Source organism: Erwinia sp. GW821-FHT03D09 (assembly GCF_059420805.1).
Genome location: NZ_JBWKUK010000002.1, coordinates 203,809 through 227,091 on the forward strand (window position 1 = coordinate 203,809; position 23,283 = coordinate 227,091).

Here is a 23,283-nt window from a genome sequence, read left to right on the forward strand (position 1 = left end):
AGCGAGGGTGTGAATAAAAAGGCGGCCATGAGGCCGCCCGGGGAAAGAAAAAAACCGGCTTCGATCAGTAGAATGAATGCTCACCGCGCTGATGTTCGGTCAGATCGCGCACGCCTTTGAGTTCAGGGAAGGCCTGCAGCATCTCTTTCTCAATCCCTTCTTTCAGCGTGACGTCAACCATGGAACAGCCGTTACAGCCGCCACCGAACTGCAGAATGGCGAAGCCTTCGTCGGTGATTTCCATCAGCGAAACTTTACCGCCGTGGCTGGCCAGCTGTGGGTTGATTTGCGCCTGAAGCAGATACTCAACGCGCTCAACCAGAGGGGCATCATCACTCACTTTACGCATTTTGGCGTTTGGCGCTTTCAGCGTCAGCTGTGAGCCGAGATTATCGGTAACGAAATCGATCTCGGCGTCTTCCAGGTACGGTGCGCTGAGCTCGTCAACGAATGCCGACAGCTTGTCAAACTTCAGTTCAGTATCGTTTGCTTCTACTGCATCGGGCGGGCAGTAGGAAACGCCGCACTCGGCGGTGGGCGTACCCGGGTTAATAACGAATACGCGAATCTGGGTGCCATCTTCCTGCTTTGACAGCAGTTTTGCAAAGTGCTCTTGTGCAGAGTCAGTAATAACGATCATGGCGATTGCTCAATAGTTAACAAAATTCATTGGTTATAATACGCCCATCGCCGACCCGCTACAAGGTTCGGCACAGGCACCATATCTGTACGCTGGCGGCGCCGGCGGCCAGCAGCATACGGGCGATCTCGGCAACCGTGCTGCCGGTTGTTACCACATCATCCAACAGAGCAATGTGACACCCGCTGACCTCAGCCATGACCCGAAAAGCACCGCGCAGGTTACGGCGGCGAGCCAGCGCGTTCAGGCGGTGCTGGATTTTACCTTTGCGGATGCGTATCAGGCCCCGATGGTCATAGCGGCAGCGTGTCCAGTGGGCCAGGTTCTGCGCCATATCATCTAACTGATTATAGCCACGCTGCCACGCTCTGCGGGAATGCAGCGGTACGCACAGTAACAAATCAGGGCGTAACAGCCCGTTATTACGATGTGCATCTAACCACCTTAGCAAAATCAGACGCGCCAGCATCACCGCCTGTGCGGTGGCACGATAAAATTTCAACCGGTTGACTAAGATTTTCAGCGGCGGTTGCCACGGCGTGACGGCCAGCAGATGCTGCCAGGGCGGTGGGCGCAGCAGGCAGCGTCCGCACGGGCGGGATGAATGGCCGCTGGCTAAACCGCAGCGTGGGCAGGCAGGGTATTGCCGCAGTAAAGGGCGCAGGCAGACGCTGCACACGCCGTGGTGCGCCAGATTCAGCGGCATCTGGCATAGCCAACAGGCGGCTGGCATTGGTAGCATGATCACCTCATCGACGTAAAACACAGGACCATAACCTATGAAGCCGCTTTACTGGGAGACCATTGGCCAGGGAGATCGTCATCTTGTGCTGCTGCACGGATGGGGGCTGAATGCCAGCGTGTGGCATTGCATTATCGATCGACTCAGTGCGCATTTTTGTCTGCACCTGGTGGATCTGCCGGGCTATGGCCGCAGCCAGGGTTTCCGGGCGATATCGCTGGACGAGATGGTGGCATCATTACTGCCACAGGCACCTGAAAAGGCGGTGTGGCTCGGCTGGTCGCTGGGTGGGCTGGTTGCCAGCAGGCTCGCGCTCCAGCACCCCGACAGGGTTGAAGCACTGATTACGGTAGCGTCATCACCACGGTTTAGCGCCGCAGAAGCGTGGCCGGGTATTCGGCCTGAAACGCTGAGCGGTTTTCAACAGCAGCTCAGTGAAGATTTTCAGCGGACGGTTGAACGCTTCCTTGCCCTGCAAACTCTGGGAACCGAAAGCGCCCGACAGGACGCCCGCGCGCTGAAAAGCGTCGTACTGGATCATCCGATGCCGTCCGTTGAGGTGTTGAATGCCGGGCTGGAAATACTCAGGGATGTTGATTTAAGAACGGACCTGATTTCACTGAATCTTCCGCTGCTGCGTGTGTACGGCAAACTTGATGGCCTGGTACCGCGTAAGGTCGCCCCACTGCTGGATATGCTTTGGCCAGCCAGTTCCAGCGTTATTATGGAAAAAGCCGCGCACGCGCCGTTTATTTCTCACCCGGAAGCTTTCTGTAGATATATTATTGATTTTAAAAAATAATATAATTATCCACCAGAGGATTTAACTTTACGATAACCCATGCTTTATTTAGCAGACAGCCAATAAAGGCGAGTGTAAAAGGCGAACGAGTAGTAGAAAGGTAAATGCCACTTTTTGTCCACAATATCGTAGGTTATCCGGTTGGTTTGTCTGTCAGATCCGGTCAATAATGAGTTAGGCTGCGTGGGAGGATTCGCGCTGCCGGACTAATCGGATACCGATAGCCTATGGAGAGGACAAATCATGAAAAAAATTATTTCTGTTACTGCATTACTCTTTACCGCAACCTTAGCGTTTAACGCTTCAGCGGCCGAGGAAATCAGCCGTCAGCAGGTTCAGGATATGAACCTGGATAAGATTGGCGTGATTACCACTACCGGCACCAGTGCGCCAATGGATGCTAAAGCCGATCTGTCTGCCAAGGCGGATAAATTAGGCGGCCGTTACTATGTGATTGTCGCCGCCGAACAGCGTGGCCGCATGCTGGCAGAAGCTGAAGTTTATAAATAAGTCCCGCAGCATGGCGCGTTATACCGCCTGCAGCCAGTAATATCCCCACGGGGCCAGATCGAGCGGCCCCGCTTTGTGGATCTGTTCCCAATCACATTGCGGTACGGCCTGTCATCCGGCAGCGCACAGCGCATCACCTTTTCACTCAGATTATAGATGCACAGCAGGGTGTCCCCGGCGTTTTGTGCTTCACGTACCATCACCAACAGAGTGTTTTCACTTTCCAGAATTTTTAACGGATTATCGGGATGGAGAGCGGGCTGCCGCTGGCGAACCTGAATCAATTCACGCATCGCATTAAACACCCGATGCCGCAGCGTCCCGGTATCCGTTAGCGCATGCTCAATGGCTTCAAGAGGATACTTCTCGCGGTTGATGGCCCGGTTGTAACCGGCTCGTCTGACCCCATCGACATCGTTCCGAGAGCCCAGCAGACTTTGCACATAGACCGCGGGTACGCCGGGAAACGCCAGCAGCAACGCGTGTGCCAACATAAAGCGCCGCAGGCGGGTATCGTCATTGTCATCCTTCTTATTGAGCGCATCCATGTAGGTGACGTTAATTTCGTATGGGCTGGTGGTTCCGTCGGGATTGTTTTTATAGGAGATCAGCGCGCCTTCGTTTGCCAGATCGCGTACCAGTGAGACGATCTCGGTTTCCGGCAGAATACCGCGCAGCGGGTTCAGGCCGATACCGTCGTGAGAAGCAAGGAAGTTAAAAAAGGTGGTACTACCGCTGTTGGCATCAAGCGATGCGGCCCACTGCCTCAGGGCGCGTGACGATCCGTAATGGATGGCGTGCAGTACCAGCGGCGGCAGCGAGAACTGGTAAACCATCTGCGCTTCATCCGTGCCGCTGCCAAAGTAGCTGATATTGTCTTTGTGCGGCACATTAGTTTCCGTCAGGATCACCGTACCCGGTGCGACCTCATCGGCAACGGCACGCATCAGCTTAACCAGCCAGTGAGTTTTTTCCAGGTGGATGCAGGGAGTGCCGGGGGTTTTCCACATATAGCCAACCGCATCCAGCCGCACGGAATCTGCACCTTTTTGTAGATAGTCCAGTAGCACGGACATCATGTCGATCAGCACTTCCGGGTTGGCAAAATTGAGGTCAATCTGGTCAGCGCTAAAGGTTGTCCAGACAAAGCGCGTTTCACTATCGGCCAGTGTGAACGGCGTCAGCAGTGGAGAGGTACGCGGGCGGGTGACGGCACTCAGATCGGTAGCGGGTGGCATACTGATAAAGAAGTCATCCCAGTGCGGCTTGCGCCGATAGCGAATGCGCTCGCGCGAATCGTCAATCAGCGCGCGCAACCGCTTCAGCGCGGCGGGGGGAAATGAAGCGTCATAGATGCGATCGATTAAGCTAGTGATGATATCCATGTGTTGTGAACGAACCACCGCTGGCGAAGAGTTCGGTCGTTATTTTTCACTGTAGACTCTGGTATCAGATTCGCAACCTTCTCTGTCCTGCTCGCCGCAGAATATTAATGGCAGTTTTTACTCTGCTCGCAGCCTTTACAGGCGCTGGTAATATTTTTAACCGGGATCGCCATCGGTTTAAGTTTTACCCTGCGCAGCAGCGCCAGCACCACGATATTGACCAGTACGACAATAGCGATAATGAGGCTACTGCTCTCCGGGTGCTGTCGAAAGCTGGCGAACTGATAAAACATCGCAGCCAGCGACCAGGCGAGATCCAGCCCCCAGAAAATGGAAAACAGCATCCAGCGGCTGCTGCTTTCACGAGCGATTGCGCCCATTACCGATACGCAGGGAACATACAGCAGAACAAAAATCAGATAGCTGTAGGCCGCAGCGTCGCTGACAAATTTACTGTGCATGGTCCCCATTGCGCCGCCGGCCATTTCAGCATCACCTTTGCTGGCTTCAATCGGGTTAGCGAGTACGCTCACGCTGAAGGTGCTTTTCACCCCCTGCCAGGTTTCATTAAGGGCTTCTAACAGCTGGTGGGAGAGGCTGAACTCCGCAGCATCAAACGGCTGATGTTGGATAGCTTCTGCGGTGTACAGCGTATTCAGCGTGCCGACCACGACTTCTTTCGCCATGGCACCGGTTAGCAGGCCGACGGTCGCCTGCCAGTTATCGTCCGTCACGCCGATTGGGGAAAGCAGCGGCGTTAGCGTGCGGCTAACGCTGGCAAGGGCGGACCGGTTCAAATCGCTGACGGGTTCTCCGCTTAACGAAAAGCTATTCAGTGCTCCAATCAGCATGCTGACCAGCACGATTACCTTGCCAGCACGAAGTACGAAACCGCGCAGACGCTGCCAGCTTTGCAGCAGCAGGCTTTTCAGATGCGGAATGTGCCAGACCGGTAGCTCCATGACAAACGGGCTGGCGGTACCGCGCATCAGCGTATGTTTCAGCACCAGCCCGGTCAGAATAGCGACCACAATGCCCAAAACGTAAAGGCTGAAGACAATGAGTGCACCGTGTTGACCAAAGAAAGCCGCGGCGAAAACGGCGAAAATTGCCAGACGCGCACCGCAGGAGATAAACGGAGCCATCAGGACGGTCATTAAGCGTTCGCGTGGTGCATCGAGCGTACGGGCTCCCATCACAGAGGGAACGTTACAGCCAAAGCCGACAATTAGCGGTACAAAGGATTTACCGGGTAGCCCCAGCGCCTGCATCAGGCGATCCATCACGAAGGCGGCACGCGCCATATAGCCGGAGTCTTCCAGCAGCGACAAAAACAGAAACATCAAGCCAATCTGCGGTACCAGCGGCATCACCGTATTGATTCCGCCGCCGACTCCCTGAGCGAGGAACAGCGTCAGCCAGTCCGGAAAATGCAGAGTGGCGCCCAGCCACTGGGTACCCTGAATAAAAATGGCGGCGGAACCGAGATCGAACAGCGGCTGCAGCGCGCCGCCCAGGTTGATCGCCATAAAGAACATCAGATACATCACCAGGAAAAATATCGGCAGCCCCAGCCAGCGGTTCATTACCAACTGGTCGAGCCGCTGCGAAAAACTGGTACCGGTTGTACCGTGGGCAATGGCATCAATGCACAGCGCATCGATTTTCTGGTAACGGCTGCTGGCAATGGACTGCGCGGCATCGTCACCGAGGTTAAGGAGGAGATCCGCAAGTAGCGTGGTGGCTTCTCCGGCCTGCTGCCGGCTCCAGATATCGCCCTCCAGCATTTGCAGCGCCAGCCAGCGCTTTTGTTTGTCCGGTAATGCTTCCGGCTGCGCGGCGACAAGGCGACCGATTGCCTCCTGTAGCGGTTGCGGGTAGTCAACGATCAGCTCTGGCCCGGTCCGATCGTGGCGATCGATAGCCTGTTTCAGCGCATCGATGCCCTTGCCACGGGTGGAGATCAGCGGTATCACCGGGCAACCCAGCGCCAGCGAGAGCGCGTTGCTATCAATATGAATCTGCTGGCGCTCGGCGATATCCAGCATATTCAGCGCAACGATGCAGGGCTGCCCCATTTCCAGCAGCTGGGTGGTGAGATAAAGATTGCGCGCCAGATTACTGGCATCCACCACGTTAATCACCAGCTCCGCTTCTCCGCTGAGCAGGTAATGGCAGGCAATCTGCTCGTCCAGCGACGCCTGCGTGGACAGCGTGGTGAGTGAGTAGGTACCGGGAAGATCCACCAGTCGCACCTGATGCTGTGGGGTGCTGAACATGCCTTCCTTGCGTTCAACGGTGACACCCGCCCAGTTACCGACCCGCTGCCGCGATCCGGTCAGCTGATTAAAAAGGGTGGTTTTACCCACATTTGGGTTACCGGTGAGTGCGATAGTACAGGGTCTCATATTTCTGCCCCGGCGGCCGCAAGGCTTTCAAGCTGAAGCAGGGCAAGATCTTTCTTCCGCAGCATCAGGCTGATGCGCGGCGTTTTAATTTGTAGCGGATCGCCGAGCGGTGCGATGCGAACCAGTTGAAATGTTGAACCGGGCAGTAAGCCCAGGGCCATCAGTTTCTGGCGGAATACCGGACTAACCTCGGGAGAAAAACGAAGAATGCGATAACGCTGTTTTGGTATCAGTTGCATGCCTGTGCCCGCCATGTAGATAAAAATGAGTGATAATCATCCAATGAGAATTTTAATGAGAGTGATTATCGATGGTATTGATATGGCGCAATGTTGGCACTGCATATGGCAGCAGATCGTTGCAAAGAGGGCGGATCGGCCGATCCGCCCGTGGAGCTGTTAGCGTTTTTTACTGAATGCGGCAGCCAGCGCATCGCCCATTGCGCTGTTGCCCGCAGGCTGTGCGGCAGGGCGTTTAGTGCTTTTCGCCGGGCGGGCGTTGTCCCGGTTATTGGCATTGCTGTTATTGTTGCCGCCGCCGCGACGGGCGTTGGTTTCCCCCGGCTGTTCGTCAAGACGCATGGTCAGGGCGATGCGCTTACGCTGTAAATCCACTTCCATGACCTTCACTTTAACGATATCCCCGGCTTTCACCACTTTGTGCGGATCGTCAACAAATTTGTCCGACAGGGATGAGATGTGAACCAGGCCGTCCTGATGTACGCCGATATCAACGAAGGCACCAAAGTTAGTGACGTTGGTGACCGATCCTTCCAGCACCATGCCCGGCAGCAGGTCGTTCATGGTATCCACGCCTTCAGCAAACTGCGCGGTTTTAAACTCGGGGCGCGGGTCGCGGCCTGGTTTCTCCAGCTCTTTGATGATGTCGCTGACGGTCGGGACCCCAAAGCGCTCATCGGTGAAATCCACCGCCTTCAGGTTGCGTAGTTCTTCCGGGTTGCCCATCAGGTTGCCCAGTGACTGCCCGGTTGATGCCAGAATACGCTCGACGACCGGATAGGCTTCCGGGTGAACCGTGGAGGCATCCAGCGGGTTATCGCCCTGGCTGATGCGCAGGAAGCCGGCGCACTGCTCAAACGCTTTCGGCCCCAGGCGGCTGACTTTCAGCAGCTGCTGACGGTTCTGGAAACGGCCGTTTTCATCGCGCCAGCTGACAATGTTTTGGGCGATCATTTTGCTCAGGCCCGCCACGCGGGTCAGCAGCGGCACCGAGGCGGTGTTGAGATCCACGCCGACGCCGTTAACGCAGTCTTCAACTACCGCATCCAGCTTTTTCGCCAGCAGGCTCTGGCTGACATCGTGCTGGTACTGGCCAACGCCGATAGATTTCGGGTCGATTTTCACCAGTTCGGAGAGCGGGTCCTGCAGGCGACGGGCAATGGAGACCGCGCCACGAATCGAAACATCCAGATCCGGGAACTCCAGTGCCGCCAGCTCTGACGCCGAGTAGACGGATGCGCCCGCTTCACTGACGATCACTTTCTGCCCCTGTACCTGCGGGAACTGTTTTTGCACATCCAGGTAGAAGCGCTCGGTCTCGCGGGAGGCGGTACCGTTACCGATAGCGGTCAATTCCACATGGTGCTTTGCACACAGCGCCGCGACGGCGGAAGCCGCTTTGGCGACCTGGCCGGTATGCGGATAAATGGTATCCGTAGCAACCAGCTTGCCGGTGGCGTCAACCACGGCCACTTTCACCCCGGTACGCAGGCCGGGGTCGAGACCCATGGTGGCGCGCATACCCGCCGGTGCTGCCATCAGCAGGTCGTGCAGGTTACGGGCAAAGACGTTAATCGCTTCATCTTCCGCGCGCTCACGTACCGCGCCCATCAGCTCGGTTTCCAGGTGCAGCAGGACTTTGATGCGCCAGGTCCAGCTGACCACGGCTTTACGCCAGGCATCGGCGGGCGCGTTGTTGAGGCGCAGGCCGAGATGATCGGTGACGATCTGCTCACCGTGGCTTTCGCGCGGCGGCTCATCAAACTGCGGGTCGGCGTTCAGCGACAGCTGCAAAATACCTTCGTTGCGGCCGCGAAACATCGCCAGCGCGCGGTGGGAAGGCACGGTAGCCAGTGCTTCATGATGGTCGAAGTAGTCGCGGAACTTGGCACCTTCGTCCTCTTTACCTTCAATGACGCGGGATACCAGGTGGGCGTTTTTCCACAGATAATCACGCACTTTCGCCAGCAGCGATGCATCTTCGGCAAACCGTTCCATCAGGATATAGCGCGCGCCGTCGAGGGCGGCTTTCACATCAGCCACGCCTTTATCCGCATCGACAAAGCCCGCAGCCCGCTGTTCAGGGTCCTGCGATGGGTCCTGCCACAGCGTATCGGCCAGCGGCTCCAGCCCGGCTTCAATGGCGATCTGCCCACGGGTGCGGCGCTTCGGTTTATAAGGGAGATAAAGATCTTCCAGCTCGGTTTTGCTCATCGTGCCGTTAATGGCGGCGGCAAGCTCGTTGCTCAGCTTGCCCTGGTCATCGATGGATTTCAGAATCGACTGGCGGCGATCTTCCAGTTCGCGCAGATATCCGAGGCGCGTCTCCAGCGTACGCAGCTGGGTATCATCCAGCCCTCCGGTGACTTCTTTACGATAGCGGGCAATAAACGGAACGGTATTGCCTTCGTCCAGCAGGCGAACAGCGGCTTCTACCTGTTCTGCTCTGGCCTTGAGTTCATCTGCAATAATGCGGCTCAGCGAATCTTTCATCATTGGGATACTTTTTTGGCTTAAGAAATAGGGGACAGTTATACGGATTGCAGTCGAAAAATGCCAACCCTGAGTCGGTCTAATCGTGATGCAACCGGTTATCGCCGTGCATTTAGGACTGTTCTATATAGCTGATATCGTTCACGTACCACAGCGCGTCACCTACCGGAGTATGCACGGTGGCGGCATCGCCCACTTCTTTTTTTAGCAGCGCACGGGCCATCGGTGAGTCGATAGAGATATAGTCGTTACGCCCAAAGATTTCATCGTAGCCGACGATGCGAAAGCGTTTGATGTCGCCGTCGTCGTTTTCCACCTCAACCCAGGCGCCGAAAAAGACTTTGCCATCCTGCTGCGGGGAATAATCAACAATCCGCAGCTGCTCCAGGCACCTGGTCAGATAGCGCACCCGGCGGTCGATCTCACGCAGGCGCTTTTTATTGTACTGGTAGTCGGCGTTTTCGCTGCGGTCGCCGAGGCTGGCAGCCCAGGTGACTTTTTTTGTCACTTCCGGGCGTTCTTCACGCCACAGGTAGTCCAGTTCCTGCTTCAGCAGGTTGTAGCCGCCGCGGGTGATCAGTTTGGTTTTCATCGTTAACCCATGCCGTAACCAGAGAAAACGCTATTTTGTGATGAGATGAGGCGAGGATGCAACCCACAGGATTGACCTCTTACGTCAATCCATCAGGCTCTACGGTTGCGGGCAGCGAATAAAAGGAAGAGAGCTCCCTGAAGCAAGCAATGTAAATCTGTACGGATGAAACGGTTCGATCAAGCCCCAAAGATTTAGCACTTTAGCCGCTGTTCGCGCTGAGGATTTTTTGTTTGTGGACGTGATCGGTAGCGCGTTTAGCGATGAATTTTAAGGATAACCTACTGTTTAATATGCTTTGTAACAATTTCAGCTACAATATAAACCATTATTGGCTGTTACATTCAGGCTTATTTTTTGAAAATATCAGCTTCAGGCAATAGCGCCTTGGGAGTATCGAAATGCAAGAGAACTACAAAATTCTGGTAGTGGATGACGACATGCGTTTGCGTGCGTTGCTGGAGCGTTATTTAACCGAGCAGGGTTTCCAGGTGCGCAGCGTGGCGAATGCCGAGCAGATGGATCGCTTGCTGACCCGTGAATCCTTCCATCTGATGGTGCTGGACCTGATGTTACCTGGTGAAGATGGATTATCTATCTGCCGCCGTCTGCGCAGTCAGAGCAACCCGATGCCGATCATTATGGTGACGGCAAAAGGGGAAGAAGTGGATCGTATCGTTGGCCTGGAAATCGGTGCCGACGACTATATTCCAAAACCGTTTAACCCACGCGAGCTACTGGCCCGTATTCGTGCCGTACTGCGCCGTCAGGCGAACGAGCTGCCGGGTGCGCCATCGCAGGAAGAGGCGGTTATCGCTTTCGGTAAGTTTAAACTCAACCTCGGCACCCGCGAAATGTTCCGCGAAGATGAACCCATGCCGCTGACCAGCGGTGAGTTTGCGGTGCTGAAGGCCCTGGTCAGCCACCCGCGTGAGCCACTTTCACGCGACAAGCTGATGAACCTGGCCCGTGGCCGCGAGTACAGTGCGATGGAGCGTTCTATCGACGTGCAGATTTCACGCCTGCGCCGAATGGTGGAAGAAGATCCTGCGCACCCGCGCTACATCCAGACCGTCTGGGGCCTGGGTTACGTATTCGTGCCGGACGGCAGTAAAGCATGAGGCGAATCCGCTTCTCACCCCGCAGTTCATTTGCCCGAACCCTGTTATTGATCGTTACCCTGCTGTTCGTCAGCCTGGTAACGACCTATCTGGTCGTTCTGAACTTTGCCATTTTGCCGAGCCTGCAACAGTTTAATAAGGTGCTGGCTTACGAAGTGCGCATGCTGATGACCGACAGGTTGCAGCTTGAGGATGGAACGCAGCTGGAAGTCCCGCCTGCGTTCCGTCGTGAGATTTATCGCGAGCTGGGCATTTCGCTGTACACCAATGCGGCGGCGGAAGAGAGCGGATTACGCTGGGCGCAGCATTACGAGTTCCTTAGCCAGCAGATGGCGCAGCAGCTGGGCGGCCCGACCGATGTGCGCGTTGAAGTTAACAAGAATTCCCCAGTTGTCTGGCTGAAAACCTGGTTGTCTCCGGATATTTGGGTGCGTGTGCCGCTGACCGAAATCCATCAGGGAGACTTCTCTCCGCTGTTCCGCTATACGCTGGCGATCATGTTACTGGCGATAGGCGGTGCCTGGCTGTTTATACGAATACAAAACCGACCCCTTGTCGAGCTGGAGCATGCTGCCCTGCAGGTGGGTAAAGGCGTGATCCCGCCACCGCTGCGCGAGTACGGTGCTTCTGAAGTCCGTTCGGTCACGCGTGCATTTAATCAGATGGCGGCGGGGGTTAAGCAGCTGGCTGATGACCGTACGCTGCTGATGGCCGGTGTCAGCCACGATCTGCGCACGCCGCTAACGCGTATTCGCCTTGCAACGGAGATGATGTCGGTGCAGGACGGCTATCTGGCCGAGTCGATCAATAAAGATATCGAAGAGTGTAATGCGATTATCGAACAGTTTATCGACTATCTGCGCACCGGGCAGGAAATGCAGTTTGAATATGCCGATCTTAATGGCGTGCTGGGTGAAGTCATCGCAGCAGAAAGCGGTTACGAAAGAGAGATTGAAAGCTCGGTGATGCCGGTTGAACTGATGGTGGATATTAACCCGCTGGCGATTAAACGTGCGGTAGCTAACCTTGTGGTTAACGCTGCGCGGTATGGTAACGGTTGGATTAAAGTCAGTTCAGGTCGGGAACTCCAGCGTGCCTGGTTCCAGATTGAGGACGATGGCCCGGGTATTGAGCCCGATCAGCTTCAGCATTTGTTCCAGCCTTTCGTACGCGGCGACAGCGCCCGCAGCACCAGCGGCACCGGGCTGGGCCTTGCCATTGTTCAGCGTATTATTGATGCCCATCAGGGGGGGCTGGAGATTGGCAAAAGTGAAAAAGGTGGCTTGTCGGTTCGTGCCTGGCTTCCCCTGCCCGAGTTCCCTGTGCCCGGTGCGGGTGGTCTGCCACCGCATCGTAGCTGATGAGTAGAAAATGGACCGCCAGGCGGTCCATTTTTTTGCTTTTTACAGTTTCGGTCCCGCTTTCACCAGTGCTGCACCGGCTTTGGTGTCGGTAAATTTATCGAAGTTATCAATAAACCGCTGTGCCAGGTCGCGCGCCTTCGCTTCCCACTCTGCTTCGCCGCCCCAGGAATGGCGTGGGTCCAGCAGGCTGGCATCGACGCCCGGCAGCGACAGTGGGATTTCCAGATTGAAGACGGGCAGCGTGACGGTATCTGCTTTATCAATCTCACCGCTCAGAATCGCATTGATAATCGCCCGAGTATCCTTCAGCGAAATACGCTTACCGCTGCCGTTCCAGCCGGTATTGACCAGCCACGCCTGCGCTCCGGCGGCTTCCATTCTTTTTACCAGCACCTCAGCATATTGGGTGGGATGCAGCGTCAGGAAGGCTGCACCGAAGCAGGCAGAGAAGGTTGGCGTCGGCTCGGTAATACCGCGCTCGGTGCCGGCCAGCTTAGCCGTAAAGCCGGAAAGGAAGTGGTACTGGGTTTGATCGGCCGTAAGGCGTGATACCGGCGGCAGAACGCCAAAGGCATCGGCGGTAAGGAATATCACTTTTTTCGCATGACCCGCCTTTGACACCGGCTTAGCGATATTATCGATATGATAAATCGGGTAAGAAACGCGGGTATTTTCCGTCTTGCTGCCATCGTCATAGTCTACCGAACCGTCAGCACGCACGACGACGTTTTCCAGTAGAGCATCGCGGCGGATAGCATGATAAATCTCCGGCTCGGCCTGCTCGGAGAGTTTAATGGTTTTCGCATAGCAGCCGCCTTCAAAGTTAAACACGCCGTCATCATCCCAGCCGTGTTCATCATCGCCAATCAGCCTGCGCTGTGGATCGGTGGAGAGGGTGGTTTTACCTGTGCCCGACAGGCCGAAGAATACGGCAACGTCACCTTTTTCTCCGACGTTGGCCGAGCAGTGCATGGAAGCAATCCCCTTCAGCGGCAGCAGGTAGTTCATGATGGCGAACAACCCTTTCTTCATTTCGCCACCGTACCAGGTGCCGCCTATCAGCTGTATCTTCTCAGTCAGGTTAAAGGCAATAAAGTTTTCTGAATTCAGTCCCTGCTGCTGCCAGTCCGGGTTCGTGCATTTAGCCCCGTTCATCACCACGAAATCCGGCACGAAATTAGCCAGCCCTTCGGCATCCGGGCGGATAAACATGTTCTTGACGAAGTGGGCCTGCCAGGCGACTTCGGTAATAAAGCGCACGCTGAGGCGGGTATCCGGATTGGCACCGCACCAGGTATCCACCACGAACAGGCGTTTGCCGGAAAGCTGGCGGGAGACCAATGATTTCAGTGACCGCCAGGTTTCCGGCGAAAGAGGATGGTTGTCATTTTTTCCTTTCCCTTCGTCGCTCCACCACAGCGTGTCGCGAGTGGTGTCATCACGGACCAGATATTTATCTTTTGGCGAGCGGCCGGTAAAAATCCCGGTATCAACGGCAATGGCACCGGATTGCGTGACGGTGCCTCGCTCAAATCCGGTTAAACCGGGTTGGGTTTCTTCCTTAAACAGCGTGTCATAATCTGGATTATGAACCACCTCAACCGTATCAGTGATGCCATAAGCGACGAGGTCCAGGCCGGTCAGGTCGTTAGTGCGCATATTACTGCTCCTTATTTCGGTTTCTTTACTACAGCAAAGTGTAAGGGTATTTCGATTTCTTCACCGTGATAACCCGCAGGTTCCTGATGCGGGAGGGGGGGGAACCATCACGATCGCGCGCAGTTTACACCTCTTATCCCGGAGCGAAAGGAACGGAAGACAGAAATGAGAGGAGAAGCATAAATCACTGAAAAACACCGTGGAATAGCGCATTAAAAGAGTGTTTTCGGGATTTTAATGAGTGGTAAGTATTGATGATAAAATTTTTTACCCGATGTCAGCGCAGTTTAATTTTTTAAAGCCTCAACTGTGAATAAACGATAACATCGGGTGAGTAGAGTGAGCTTATTGCCATTCCATCACTAATACAGCGGAAGCAGATTTATACCCGGTCGTGGTACCGGTGCTGATTGCCTCGAAGTTGATTTTAAAAATGGATGAAAGGTTTTTCTTCGTTGTTAATTTGTACGTTGGGGAACCGTTATCAAAGGCAAATTTAACGTTGGCATCCTTTACGGGAATATAACCATCATCAAAACCCCGGAAGCTTAATGAAACATCCGTAGCCCTGTCACATTTTATCGTCCCATTCATCACGGCAGTGGCATTAGTTATACCAACTGCCAGAGTACCAAAACCAACTTTGAGAGGGACAGATGTATCACATTTTGCTCCATTCGGAGGGGATGGGGTCATTGTTTCGACAGTCCAACCGCCTTCACTGGCAGTAAAGCCTGCTTTGCAGTTTATTTTCGCAGTCCAGTTTCTTCCGTTATCCATATATGATACCTTCTTAGTCACCAAGATGCCCTGCTGGAGCTTATAATTTATTACGTCAACGGCGTTTTGTTTTGATTGTGTGCAATACGAACTGTTATCAAGTGATTCATAAAAATCTTTCCCAGTTTCGTGAACCGTTGTGTGTACAGCTGCCCAGAAGCCTCCAGATGGCTTCCACACAAGGTCACTCTCATTAATCTTCCCAGTGACCATATATCCATCTGTTATGGGAGTAAATGTAAGGCTGGCAGCTTGCGTCTGGAAAAGTGAAAGAGAAAGCAAACTAAATGTAAAAAAAGAAAATATTGTTTTAATTTTTCTCACAGTATCTTTTTCCAAAAATATAATTAATTTTAAGAATGATATGGTTCTGGCAGTATCAACGCCAGGTTTAGTTATAATCCAGACTCATCACTGCACCGGCAGTAAACTTTCCATCGTACAGTATTGCCTTATCGCGTTTTACCAGCACGGCAGCTAAAGCGGGAACTCGCTGCGGCCAGGAAAATGATAGCCAGGTATTTACAGGAAGCCTCTCATTATCAGCCAGAATTTTTATCCCCAGATCGGGGTTATCTGTTCCCAGAAGATTATCATTTATCGCAAAGTTGGTCTTTTTTCCGATAATTTGTACCCTAAGATCTGCACTGGTTACATTCGAGCAAGTGATGGTGAGTTGAATCGGAGTTTTTTTATACTCCTGACCATCAATTTTATCGACAAATACCCTTTGGAAATCAATTAAAATTTCTTTGTTATTGTTAATCATGCACTGTGGCTTTACGACGGTCATATCAATATTTATTGACCATTCTGCTGATGCCTGTAATGAGTAAGAAGAACAAAGCATAATTGATAAAAAAAGTATTCGGAGCCATTGGCATGTTTTCATTATTTAATTACTCCGGGTTGTTTTTGTAATTAGTATTATATTGTATCAATATTAAACATATTTTGGTTGTAATAAAAATTTTTTTATGTAAAAAAATCTATTTCATATGCTTTGATTTTTTTGCGATATTAAATTCTTCAGTTATTATCTGTAATTTCTTGTCCCGGTTTATTCTGGAAAATCATCGTGGCATTTGAAACGGTTAGAGTATCTTTCGGTAATGTATTTTTAACATCTGGTAGTGCTTTTTTATCGATGTCATAACAAAAGGAATGGAGTGTTGATGTACATTGAAAAAAATAAAAGATGTACATTGAAAAACAAATAAAAAAAAGAGCAGCTAACTTAGCTGCTCTTTTATATTTCACCAGGTTATTAACTAATGCGGCGAATTAGTGAACCTTTTCCGCCTCGCCCGCTGAACCATTGCGAATTGCCGCAATATCTACCACATCATAAACATAATGGCTGCCGCAGTAGTCGCAGTGCATATCAATATGGCCATCTTCCTGCAGAATCTGATTTACTTCATCCTGCGCCAGAGAGAGCAACACTTCGCCACAGCGTTCACGGGAGCAGGAGCATTTGAAGACCACGCTTTGCGGATCGTAAACGGTGACCTCTTCCTCGTGATACAGACGCCAAAGCACCTCGTTGGCAGGCAGGCCGAGCAGCTCTTCGGTTTTGATGGTTTCGGTCAGGGTGGCGAGGTGATTAAAGTCATCAAGACTCGCATCCTGAGCGGGCAGCACCTGCAGCAGGATACCTGCGGTACCCGCTAAACCATTGTGCTCGCCGGTGCGAATAAACAGCCGTGTTGGCAGCTGCTCAGAACGCATGAAGTAGTCTTCCAGGCAGGCAGCAAGAGTATCGCCCTCCAGGCCAACCACGCCCTGATAGCGCTCGCCTTCTTTCGGCGAAATGGTAATCACCAGGTAGCCATTGCCGACCATCTCTTTCAGGCTGCTGCCTTCAGCGATCTCGCCCTGAGTGCGGGCTACGCCGCGCATTTCCTGTTGATTATTACCGTTGATCACCGCCAGATTCAGCGGACCGTCACCCTGTAACTGAACGGTAATATCGCCGTCAAATTTCAGCGTTGCGGTCAGCAAACTGGTCGCCACCAGCAGTTCGCCGAGGAGCTGCTGAACCGGCTGCGGATAATCGTGGCCGCTGATGATATCGCGCCAGGTCTGGGAGGCGGTGACCAGTTCACCACGCACGGCGTGGTTTTCAAACAGGTAACGGTGCATTTGATCTTGCTGGGACATAATTTTTCTCTCTTAATGGCGGATTACTCGTCGCCAGAATTTTTAAATTTCATCAGGTCACGGCGCTCTTTTTTATCCGGTCGCCGGTCAGGATGCGGCATGGTGAGCGCGTTCATTTTTCGCGCCAGCGCCACTTTTTCCCGTTTTTCAATGCTCTGTTCCGTTTCGCGGTACAGCAGCTGTGCTTCCGTTGCGGGGCCTCGTTTGTCGCTGACCGCCTGAATAACGACCGTACGTTCATCGTTACCCTGGCGCAGGGTCAGCTCAGCGGCCACTTCTACCAGTTTGCTGGGTTTGCTGCGCTGACCGTTGTAATGGACTTTGCCACCTTCGATCATTTCACGCGCGACGGCGCGGGTTTTATAAAAACGCGCAGCCCAGAGCCATTTATCGAGTCTGATCCCTTCTGTGGGTTTTTCTTTCATCGCTGCTCCTGTCGGGAAGCCCCTTATGTATGGGCCATTCCCGTTACTTTCAAGCTGCAGGTTGGTATGCGTTGAGGATGGAAATAAACAGCCTTAAAAATAGCACAGATGCGCGGGTCAAAACATTGGCCGCACGGAGCGCATGTTACTCAGGGTGTGATTAAGACAGGTATCGTAATAACGCTGGATCTCCTGCAGGCGAACGCGATTGCGGTTCATCCTGCGCAGTGCCAGCAGCAGATTTATTGTCACCGTTGCCGCCAGGATCAGCAGCAGCAGACTGGTGCCGAGATAACGCCACAGAGTCACTGAATTGGGTTCGCTGTGCAGGGCAATGTGCCGGGTGCCATTGGCATCTGTTGAAATATTGGTAACGATGCCGTTGGCGGTAAACGGTGTTTGCAGTAGCATACCGGCCAGCCGCTGCAACTCTGGCCACTGATCGGGGGCATTATAATCAAACAGCGACACGGACGGTGCCGGGTGGCTGACCAGAGAACGGCCTTCATCGCTGTAGATCAAAAAACCTCCCGGCGGCGGGCTGTTGAGCATCTCCGCGGCGCGGCGCGTTTCGCGATAGAAAAACGTTGATGTGGCGGTATTAACCAGATTTTCCAGCGCCTCGGCGCTCACCGGGCGCAGCAGGACGTTCATACCGCTCAGTGCCCCGGAATTGGCGCGGCGCACCAGCGTGGTCCAGTCTTTGGCATTACCGAGATTGACCAGCGCATTTTTCAACCTTACGCAGTCCAGCTTCTGGCTACACAGATCCTGAGTTTTCAATACGATATCTGAAAAATCATCCAGCAGGATCATGCCGGATTTCTGAATCGCCGTCGCCAGCTGCGGATTCAGTTTTGGGTCGGTACTGGTTTGCGGATGGAGCTGCTGGCGCGTGGTGTCCAGCAGTGCCGTTGCCTTATCGATAATATCCGACTGCGGCAGGGGCAGGGCAGGGGCGTTATTCCAGTACAGTGCCGAGCAGTCAAAAGGCATAAAGGCATAGCTGCGGTTTCCCTGGTAGGCCGCAGGGATGGAGCACATACCTGTCCCCTGCACTTTCAGGCTGTCACCGACGTGGAGCGTGGTTTTCTCCAGGTCTGCAATCCGGGTAACCTGCAGGCTGTCGGTGCCTTTAATCCAGGCCATGCTGAGCTTTAGTGGCATACTCAAAGGGATAAGTGCAATCAACAGCACCATCACCCCCAGCGAGCAGCCGGCAAGCACGAGATTTTTCCGCCACCGCTGAATAGGGAAATTACGCACCTCATCCTGTAACGACAGAAAGCGCCCCTGACGTACAACATGCCGGTTAAGGTAGATATCAATTTCTGTGGTCTGCCCCAGATCCTGTGCCAGATAATCCTGCCAGTGGGCGGGATAAATCAGATCGATGCTACCCAAAGAGATATTGCTTGCCTGCCCCTGGTTTGATTCACCAAACAATCCCCAGCGCTTAGGTGCTCCCCTCAGGCAGTGTATTTCCCGCAGATTGCTGTCGGCAGGGCGACGGTAAAGGAACCATCCACTGACCAGTATCATGATTATTCCAGCCAGTACCAGCCACGGTGTCAGCATGATGGGGCTGATAAGGCTGAAGAAAAACAGCAGCAGAGCGGTGCCAATCACCAGTGCTTCACGCGTGCCTTCCGGGCGGCTGAGTGCGTACTCTTCCGGGCTTTCTTTACGGACGCTGATGAGTTCAATTTGTTCACTTTCCGCTTTGCGGATGGAAGCATTCTGCGTCGTTGTTCGCAGCGCCGGTGCTAAAACGGGCATGTCCCAGTTGTACTGGGTCAGATGGTGCCCGTTTAGCGAGATCACTAGTGGAACGGTTTGAGTTTTGATCAACTCAACATAGTTTTCATCGGTAATGTATTGTTCCCACTGAGGTGGGAGATGAACTTCAACGGCATCAAGATAGTAACGCCACTTATGCGGTTCGTCCGTAGAGAGCCCGTAGCGCGTAATGGCACGCGTTACTGGATAGACGTTATTGCTTTGTGAAGTCAGCACCAGCTGTTCCTGCGCGCTGCTGGCACCGGTAGGTAAGACCGTGGAACGGCTGCGGACCAGAGATGACAGATAGCGCTCAACGGCCGCGCGCTCTTCGTCGCTCAGCTTACGTTGAGGTGGGTTTAAGAATGGTAGGGGCTTAGCCAGCGGTGAGCGACGGCGTAGTGCATACCAAAACACACAAGCCGCTACGATTGAGCAGGCCATTATGGCAAGCAATATGCTAACTAGTGTGCCCATGCTTCCCTCATTCCTGCCACGGTGCTCCTGTTACGGTTCTGGCCAACGGCTTCGGTCATATCTAAACCAATAATGGCGGGCTCAGATTGTGCTGACAATCTGCGTTGAAATCATAAATAGTTATAGAAATTATGATGATAAAATAATAGCGTGCATTTCCTTGCCTAAATCTTACCAGGCATTTGCAGTATTCAGAATCGGTATAATCCTATTTCCCACCACTAAAATTGACTTTTATTAAAAGATTTTCCTCATATTAACAATGATTTGTTATAAATAAGCAAAATGATCCGTGCGATGATTGGCATCCTGATGCGGCTACCGCACAATAGTGTAAATATGGTCAGCGTTCCGCCTTGTGCGTGCGATGACGTTTAATCTTCGGCTTATTCCTGGGGCCCTTATGACCAGACAATTACAGAAACCTGAAATCCTCAATGTTGAGGCCGTTGCCCGCTCGCGATTGTTTACCGTCGAAGCTGTGAATCTGGTCTTCAGCAACGGGGCCCGCCGGGTATATGAGCGGATGCGTCCCTCCGACCGCGAAGCGGTGATGATTGTACCGATTATCGACAATCATCTGATCCTGATTCAGGAGTATGCAGTTGGCCTGGAAAGTTATGAGCTGGGCTTTCCAAAAGGGCTGATCGATCCGGGTGAAACGCCGTTTGAGGCAGCAAATCGCGAGTTGAAAGAGGAAGTCGGTTTCGGGGCGCAGCATCTGGAGACACTAGGTAAGCTCACCATGGCTCCCTCCTATTTCTCCAGCAAGATGAATCTTGTGGTGGCAGAGGGCCTTTATCCGGAAAAGCTGGAAGGGGATGAGCCAGAGCCGCTGCCGCAGCTGCGCTGGCCGCTGGATAACCTGCTGGCTTTACTGGATGAGCCGGATTTTCGTGAAGCGCGTAACGTTAGTGCGCTGTTCCTTGTGCGGGAATGGTTGGTGAAGCAGGGGCGTCTCAGCTATTAAGAATCATGATGCTTTAGGCGAGCATCTCGCTCTTCAGACCAAAAAAAGAAGCCGGTTTTATCCGGCTTCTTTGTTGTTCAGGCGCTAAAATTTATCAGAACAGTTCGTGGGTTTCGCCATTATCCATCAGCGTGGTGCCCACATCGTGTACCGAGTATTCGGTCGGCTGCGTACCGTTGATAAAATATTCCTGACGGGTATTGCCGCCGCCGTTCGCCAGCTTGCCGGTGCTGCGGTCGATGGTCACCGATACGACACCTTCTGGCGGTGTAAGCGGCTGTACCGGTACGCCATCCAGCGCGGCCTGCATGTACTCATCCCAGGCGGGCTGAGCACTTTTCGCTCCGCCTTCATAGCCGGAGATCTGATCTTTAATCGCTCCGGAAGCCGTTGTGCGCCCCAAATCGCGGCGATGATCGTCAAAGCCTATCCACACCGACGTCACGACGCCCGGACCGTAACCGGAAAACCACGCATCTTTCGAACTGTTGGTTGTCCCGGTTTTGCCACCGATGTCGTTACGCTTCAGGTCGCGTCCCGCACGCCAGCCGGTGCCCATCCAGCCCGGTTCGCCAAAGATATTCGAGTTCAGCGCACTTTTAATCAGGAATGACAGCGGAGTGTTGATCACGTGTGGGGCGTACTGCTGTTCGCCATCCTGCTGAACCTGCAGCTGGGTAACCTGTTCAAGCTGGGGCTGAGGCACGGTGTCGGTTTTACCTTCCTGCGAAACCGCAACGTTCTCCACGCTGTCTTCGCTCAGCGCCACTGCCTTTTGCGTTTCTCCGTAAATAACCGGCAGATTGCACTCCGGGCAGGCTACCTTCGGTTTTTCTTCAAAGACTTTACCGCCCGCTTCATTTTCAATGCGAGTGATAAAGTAAGGGTCCACCAGGAAACCACCGTTGGCTATGACCGAATAGCCGCGCACCATTTGTAACGGCGTGAAGGATGCGGAACCCAGCGCCAGTGACTCGGTATGGACAATGTTTTGCGCCGGGAAGCCAAAGCGCTGCAGATATTCCGCCGCATAGTCAACGCCCATCGCGCGCATGGCACGGACCATCACTACGTTCTTCGACTCGCCCAGCCCCTGACGCAGGCGAATCGGGCCGGCGTAGGTGTTTGGTGAGTTCTTAGGACGCCAGTCGGCACCCGCACCGGCATCCCAGCGGGAAATCGGCAGGTCATTCAGGATAGACGCCAGCGTCAGACCCCGATCCATCGCTGCCGTGTAGAGGAACGGCTTGATATTTGAACCCACCTGGCGCAGTGCCTGCGTGGCGCGGTTGAACTTGCTCAGGGTGAAATCAAATCCACCGACCAGCGCACGCACCGAACCGTCATGCGGATCGAGTGAAACCAGCGATGAGTTAACTTCAGGTACCTGCGACAGCATCCAGCCGTTATCCGCCTGGCGCACCCAGATCTGCTGGCCCGGCTGCAGGACCTGATTCACCGCACGTGGGGTTGCGCCCTGCAACGTATCTGACTTGAACGGGCGAGCCCAGCGTACGGCATCCAGATTCAGTTCCGTGGTGCTGCCGTCGCGCATCTGCACCGTTGCAGAGCCACTGCTACTCTGCGTGACGACCGCCGGGAACAGAGGGCCGTATACCGGCAGGGACTTCAGCGTTTTCAGCATTTCTGCCTGGCCCCAGGCCTGCTCACCCGCTTTCCACAGCTCGCTGGCCGGGCCGCGATAGCCGTGGCGCATATCGTAAGCCAGCACGTTGTCCTGCACAGACTTTTGTGCCGCCAGCTGCAGCTTGCGGGTGACGGTGGTATAGACCTTGTAGCCGTCGTTATAGGCATCTTCACCGTAACGTTTCACCATTTCCTGGCGCACCATTTCGGTCAGATACGGGGCTGAGAAGGCAATTTCAGGCGCGTGATAGTTCGCCACCAGCGGTGTATTGCGGGCCTCATCATACTGCGACTGAGTGATGTAGTGTTGGTCCAGCATACGTGCCAGCACGGTATTACGGCGCTGTACGGCGCGTTCGTGCGAGTAAAGCGGGTTGAAGGTTGACGGCGCTTTAGGCAGCCCGGCAATCATCGCCATTTCACTCAACGACAGCTGATCGATGTTTTTACCGAAGTAAACCTGAGCCGCAGCACCTACGCCATACGCGCGGTAACCGAGGTAGATTTTGTTCAGATAAAGCTCAAGGATCTCATCTTTACTCATCATCTGTTCGATGCGAACGGCAAGAAAGACCTCTTTGATTTTGCGCAGCAGGGTTTTTTCCGGGCTGAGGAAGAAGTTACGTGCCAGCTGCTGAGTAATGGTACTGGCACCCTGAGAGGCATGACCGGAGACCAGCGCAATGCTGGCCGCACGGAAAATACCAATCGGGTCAACACCGTGATGCTCATAAAAACGGCTATCTTCGGTGGCGATAAACGCCTTCACCATCGTAGAGGGGATTTGTTGCAGCGTCAGTGGAATACGGCGTTTTTCACCGTACTGCGCGATAAGTTCGTTATCGGCACTGTAGACCTGCATTGGCGTCTGCAGACGCACGTCTTTCAGCGTGGCAACGTCAGGAAGCTGCGGCTCTATATATTTGTATAAACCATAGATCGAGCCGGCTCCCAGCAAGATGCAACACACTGCAAGGATCAATAAATACTTTACGAACTTCACCTGATATTTCCCATTAAGAGTCGATTGGGCAGTTTATAAACAATCGCGCGGTAGTATAAAGGCAAGCCAGTACCTTGGATACGT

Annotated in this window: 18 protein-coding genes and 1 pseudogene; 5 read left to right on the top strand and 14 right to left on the bottom strand. The window is 53.7% G+C overall.

The features are described from left to right. Window positions 1-64: 64 nt before the first annotated feature. The gene (gene nfuA, locus AC07U6_RS02655; RefSeq protein ID WP_494761261.1) at window positions 65-640 is read right to left on the bottom strand and encodes a Fe-S biogenesis protein NfuA; all 576 of its coding nucleotides are present in this window, start codon (window positions 638-640) and stop codon (window positions 65-67) included. Window positions 641-698: 58 nt separating this feature from the next. Further along, the gene (gene gntX / locus AC07U6_RS02660; protein ID WP_494761262.1) at window positions 699-1,382 is read right to left on the bottom strand and encodes a DNA utilization protein GntX; all 684 of its coding nucleotides are present in this window, start codon (window positions 1,380-1,382) and stop codon (window positions 699-701) included. A 37-nt stretch (window positions 1,383-1,419) separates the two neighbouring features. Between gntX and bioH the strand changes: the two genes are divergently transcribed. Beyond that, the gene (bioH, locus tag AC07U6_RS02665) at window positions 1,420-2,184 is read left to right on the top strand and encodes a pimeloyl-ACP methyl ester esterase BioH (RefSeq protein ID WP_494761263.1); all 765 of its coding nucleotides are present in this window, start codon (window positions 1,420-1,422) and stop codon (window positions 2,182-2,184) included. 243 nt (window positions 2,185-2,427) lie between these two features. Continuing rightward, a complete protein-coding gene (locus AC07U6_RS02670; protein ID WP_494761264.1) occupies window positions 2,428-2,694 on the top strand; it encodes a YdgH/BhsA/McbA-like domain containing protein in 267 nt (88 codons plus the stop codon). 18 nt (window positions 2,695-2,712) lie between these two features. On the opposite strand, the pseudogene AC07U6_RS02675 reads toward AC07U6_RS02670, so the two are convergent. From AC07U6_RS02675 to greB, 5 genes and pseudogenes are all read right to left on the bottom strand, one after another. Then, a pseudogene (locus AC07U6_RS02675) lies at window positions 2,713-3,959 on the bottom strand (alpha-amylase family glycosyl hydrolase); the annotation flags it as partial. A 224-nt stretch (window positions 3,960-4,183) separates the two neighbouring features. Continuing rightward, window positions 4,184-6,487 (bottom strand): Fe(2+) transporter permease subunit FeoB, encoded by a 2,304-nt coding sequence (feoB, locus tag AC07U6_RS02680; protein WP_494761265.1) that lies wholly within the window; start codon window positions 6,485-6,487, stop codon window positions 4,184-4,186. Continuing rightward, complete coding sequence (gene feoA, locus AC07U6_RS02685) at window positions 6,484-6,726, bottom strand: ferrous iron transporter A (protein WP_205067669.1); 243 nt, start codon at window positions 6,724-6,726, stop codon at window positions 6,484-6,486. Before feoA ends, feoB begins: the two co-directional genes overlap by 4 nt. Before the next feature lie 159 nt (window positions 6,727-6,885). After that, window positions 6,886-9,222: a Tex family protein gene (locus tag AC07U6_RS02690; protein WP_494761266.1), complete on the bottom strand. Its 2,337-nt coding sequence runs from the start codon at window positions 9,220-9,222 to the stop codon at window positions 6,886-6,888. Window positions 9,223-9,331: 109 nt separating this feature from the next. Next, window positions 9,332-9,811, bottom strand: a complete 480-nt coding sequence (gene greB, locus AC07U6_RS02695) for a transcription elongation factor GreB (RefSeq protein WP_494761267.1) — start codon at window positions 9,809-9,811, stop codon at window positions 9,332-9,334. A gap of 401 nt (window positions 9,812-10,212) precedes the next feature. On the opposite strand from greB, the gene ompR reads away from it, so the two are divergent. Together ompR and envZ are read left to right on the top strand one after the other, a co-directional pair. After that, window positions 10,213-10,932 (top strand): osmolarity response regulator transcription factor OmpR, encoded by a 720-nt coding sequence (gene ompR, locus AC07U6_RS02700; RefSeq protein ID WP_001157751.1) that lies wholly within the window; start codon window positions 10,213-10,215, stop codon window positions 10,930-10,932. After that, a complete protein-coding gene (envZ, locus tag AC07U6_RS02705) occupies window positions 10,929-12,293 on the top strand; it encodes a two-component system sensor histidine kinase EnvZ (protein WP_494761268.1) in 1,365 nt (454 codons plus the stop codon). The genes ompR and envZ overlap by 4 nt, the downstream gene beginning before the upstream one ends. A 42-nt stretch (window positions 12,294-12,335) precedes the next feature. Here envZ and pckA read toward each other — a convergent pair whose 3' ends face one another. The 6 genes from pckA to AC07U6_RS02735 form a co-directional block, all read right to left on the bottom strand. After that, the gene (gene pckA / locus AC07U6_RS02710; protein WP_494761269.1) at window positions 12,336-13,955 is read right to left on the bottom strand and encodes a phosphoenolpyruvate carboxykinase (ATP); all 1,620 of its coding nucleotides are present in this window, start codon (window positions 13,953-13,955) and stop codon (window positions 12,336-12,338) included. 345 nt (window positions 13,956-14,300) lie between these two features. Then, window positions 14,301-15,059 carry a hypothetical protein gene (locus AC07U6_RS02715; protein ID WP_494761270.1) on the bottom strand — a complete coding sequence of 253 codons (759 nt, stop codon included), beginning with the start codon at window positions 15,057-15,059 and terminating at the stop codon, window positions 14,301-14,303. A gap of 67 nt (window positions 15,060-15,126) precedes the next feature. Next, window positions 15,127-15,627 (bottom strand): fimbrial protein, encoded by a 501-nt coding sequence (locus tag AC07U6_RS02720; RefSeq protein WP_494761271.1) that lies wholly within the window; start codon window positions 15,625-15,627, stop codon window positions 15,127-15,129. Between the two features lie 392 nt (window positions 15,628-16,019). After that, a complete protein-coding gene (hslO, locus tag AC07U6_RS02725; RefSeq protein ID WP_494761272.1) occupies window positions 16,020-16,898 on the bottom strand; it encodes an Hsp33 family molecular chaperone HslO in 879 nt (292 codons plus the stop codon). Window positions 16,899-16,921: 23 nt separating this feature from the next. Next, on the bottom strand, window positions 16,922-17,323 hold the full coding sequence (hslR, locus tag AC07U6_RS02730) for a ribosome-associated heat shock protein Hsp15 (RefSeq protein ID WP_494761273.1): 402 nt from the start codon (window positions 17,321-17,323) through the stop codon (window positions 16,922-16,924). 117 nt (window positions 17,324-17,440) lie between these two features. After that, window positions 17,441-19,579, bottom strand: a complete 2,139-nt coding sequence (locus AC07U6_RS02735) for an intracellular growth attenuator family protein (RefSeq protein WP_494761274.1) — start codon at window positions 19,577-19,579, stop codon at window positions 17,441-17,443. Window positions 19,580-19,982: 403 nt separating this feature from the next. On the opposite strand from AC07U6_RS02735, the gene nudE reads away from it, so the two are divergent. Beyond that, on the top strand, window positions 19,983-20,549 hold the full coding sequence (gene nudE / locus AC07U6_RS02740) for an ADP compounds hydrolase NudE (protein WP_494761275.1): 567 nt from the start codon (window positions 19,983-19,985) through the stop codon (window positions 20,547-20,549). A gap of 94 nt (window positions 20,550-20,643) precedes the next feature. Here nudE and mrcA read toward each other — a convergent pair whose 3' ends face one another. After that, window positions 20,644-23,199: a peptidoglycan glycosyltransferase/peptidoglycan DD-transpeptidase MrcA gene (gene mrcA, locus AC07U6_RS02745; RefSeq protein ID WP_494761276.1), complete on the bottom strand. Its 2,556-nt coding sequence runs from the start codon at window positions 23,197-23,199 to the stop codon at window positions 20,644-20,646. Between the last annotated feature and the right edge of the window lie 84 nt (window positions 23,200-23,283).

Excerpts from the sequence above, each read along its gene's own strand:
- nfuA (WP_494761261.1), bottom strand. The coding sequence starts at position 640 with ATGATCGTTATTACTGACTCTGCACAAGAGCACTTTGCAAAACTGCTG.
- gntX (WP_494761262.1), bottom strand. The coding sequence starts at position 1,382 with ATGCTACCAATGCCAGCCGCCTGTTGGCTATGCCAGATGCCGCTGAAT.
- bioH (WP_494761263.1), top strand. The coding sequence starts at position 1,420 with ATGAAGCCGCTTTACTGGGAGACCATTGGCCAGGGAGATCGTCATCTT.
- AC07U6_RS02670 (WP_494761264.1), top strand. The coding sequence starts at position 2,428 with ATGAAAAAAATTATTTCTGTTACTGCATTACTCTTTACCGCAACCTTA.
- feoB (WP_494761265.1), bottom strand. The coding sequence starts at position 6,487 with ATGAGACCCTGTACTATCGCACTCACCGGTAACCCAAATGTGGGTAAA.
- feoA (WP_205067669.1), bottom strand. The coding sequence starts at position 6,726 with ATGCAACTGATACCAAAACAGCGTTATCGCATTCTTCGTTTTTCTCCC.
- AC07U6_RS02690 (WP_494761266.1), bottom strand. The coding sequence starts at position 9,222 with ATGATGAAAGATTCGCTGAGCCGCATTATTGCAGATGAACTCAAGGCC.
- greB (WP_494761267.1), bottom strand. The coding sequence starts at position 9,811 with ATGAAAACCAAACTGATCACCCGCGGCGGCTACAACCTGCTGAAGCAG.
- ompR (WP_001157751.1), top strand. The coding sequence starts at position 10,213 with ATGCAAGAGAACTACAAAATTCTGGTAGTGGATGACGACATGCGTTTG.
- envZ (WP_494761268.1), top strand. The coding sequence starts at position 10,929 with ATGAGGCGAATCCGCTTCTCACCCCGCAGTTCATTTGCCCGAACCCTG.
- pckA (WP_494761269.1), bottom strand. The coding sequence starts at position 13,955 with ATGCGCACTAACGACCTGACCGGCCTGGACCTCGTCGCTTATGGCATC.
- AC07U6_RS02720 (WP_494761271.1), bottom strand. The coding sequence starts at position 15,627 with ATGAAAACATGCCAATGGCTCCGAATACTTTTTTTATCAATTATGCTT.
- hslO (WP_494761272.1), bottom strand. The coding sequence starts at position 16,898 with ATGTCCCAGCAAGATCAAATGCACCGTTACCTGTTTGAAAACCACGCC.
- hslR (WP_494761273.1), bottom strand. The coding sequence starts at position 17,323 with ATGAAAGAAAAACCCACAGAAGGGATCAGACTCGATAAATGGCTCTGG.
- AC07U6_RS02735 (WP_494761274.1), bottom strand. The coding sequence starts at position 19,579 with ATGGGCACACTAGTTAGCATATTGCTTGCCATAATGGCCTGCTCAATC.
- nudE (WP_494761275.1), top strand. The coding sequence starts at position 19,983 with ATGACCAGACAATTACAGAAACCTGAAATCCTCAATGTTGAGGCCGTT.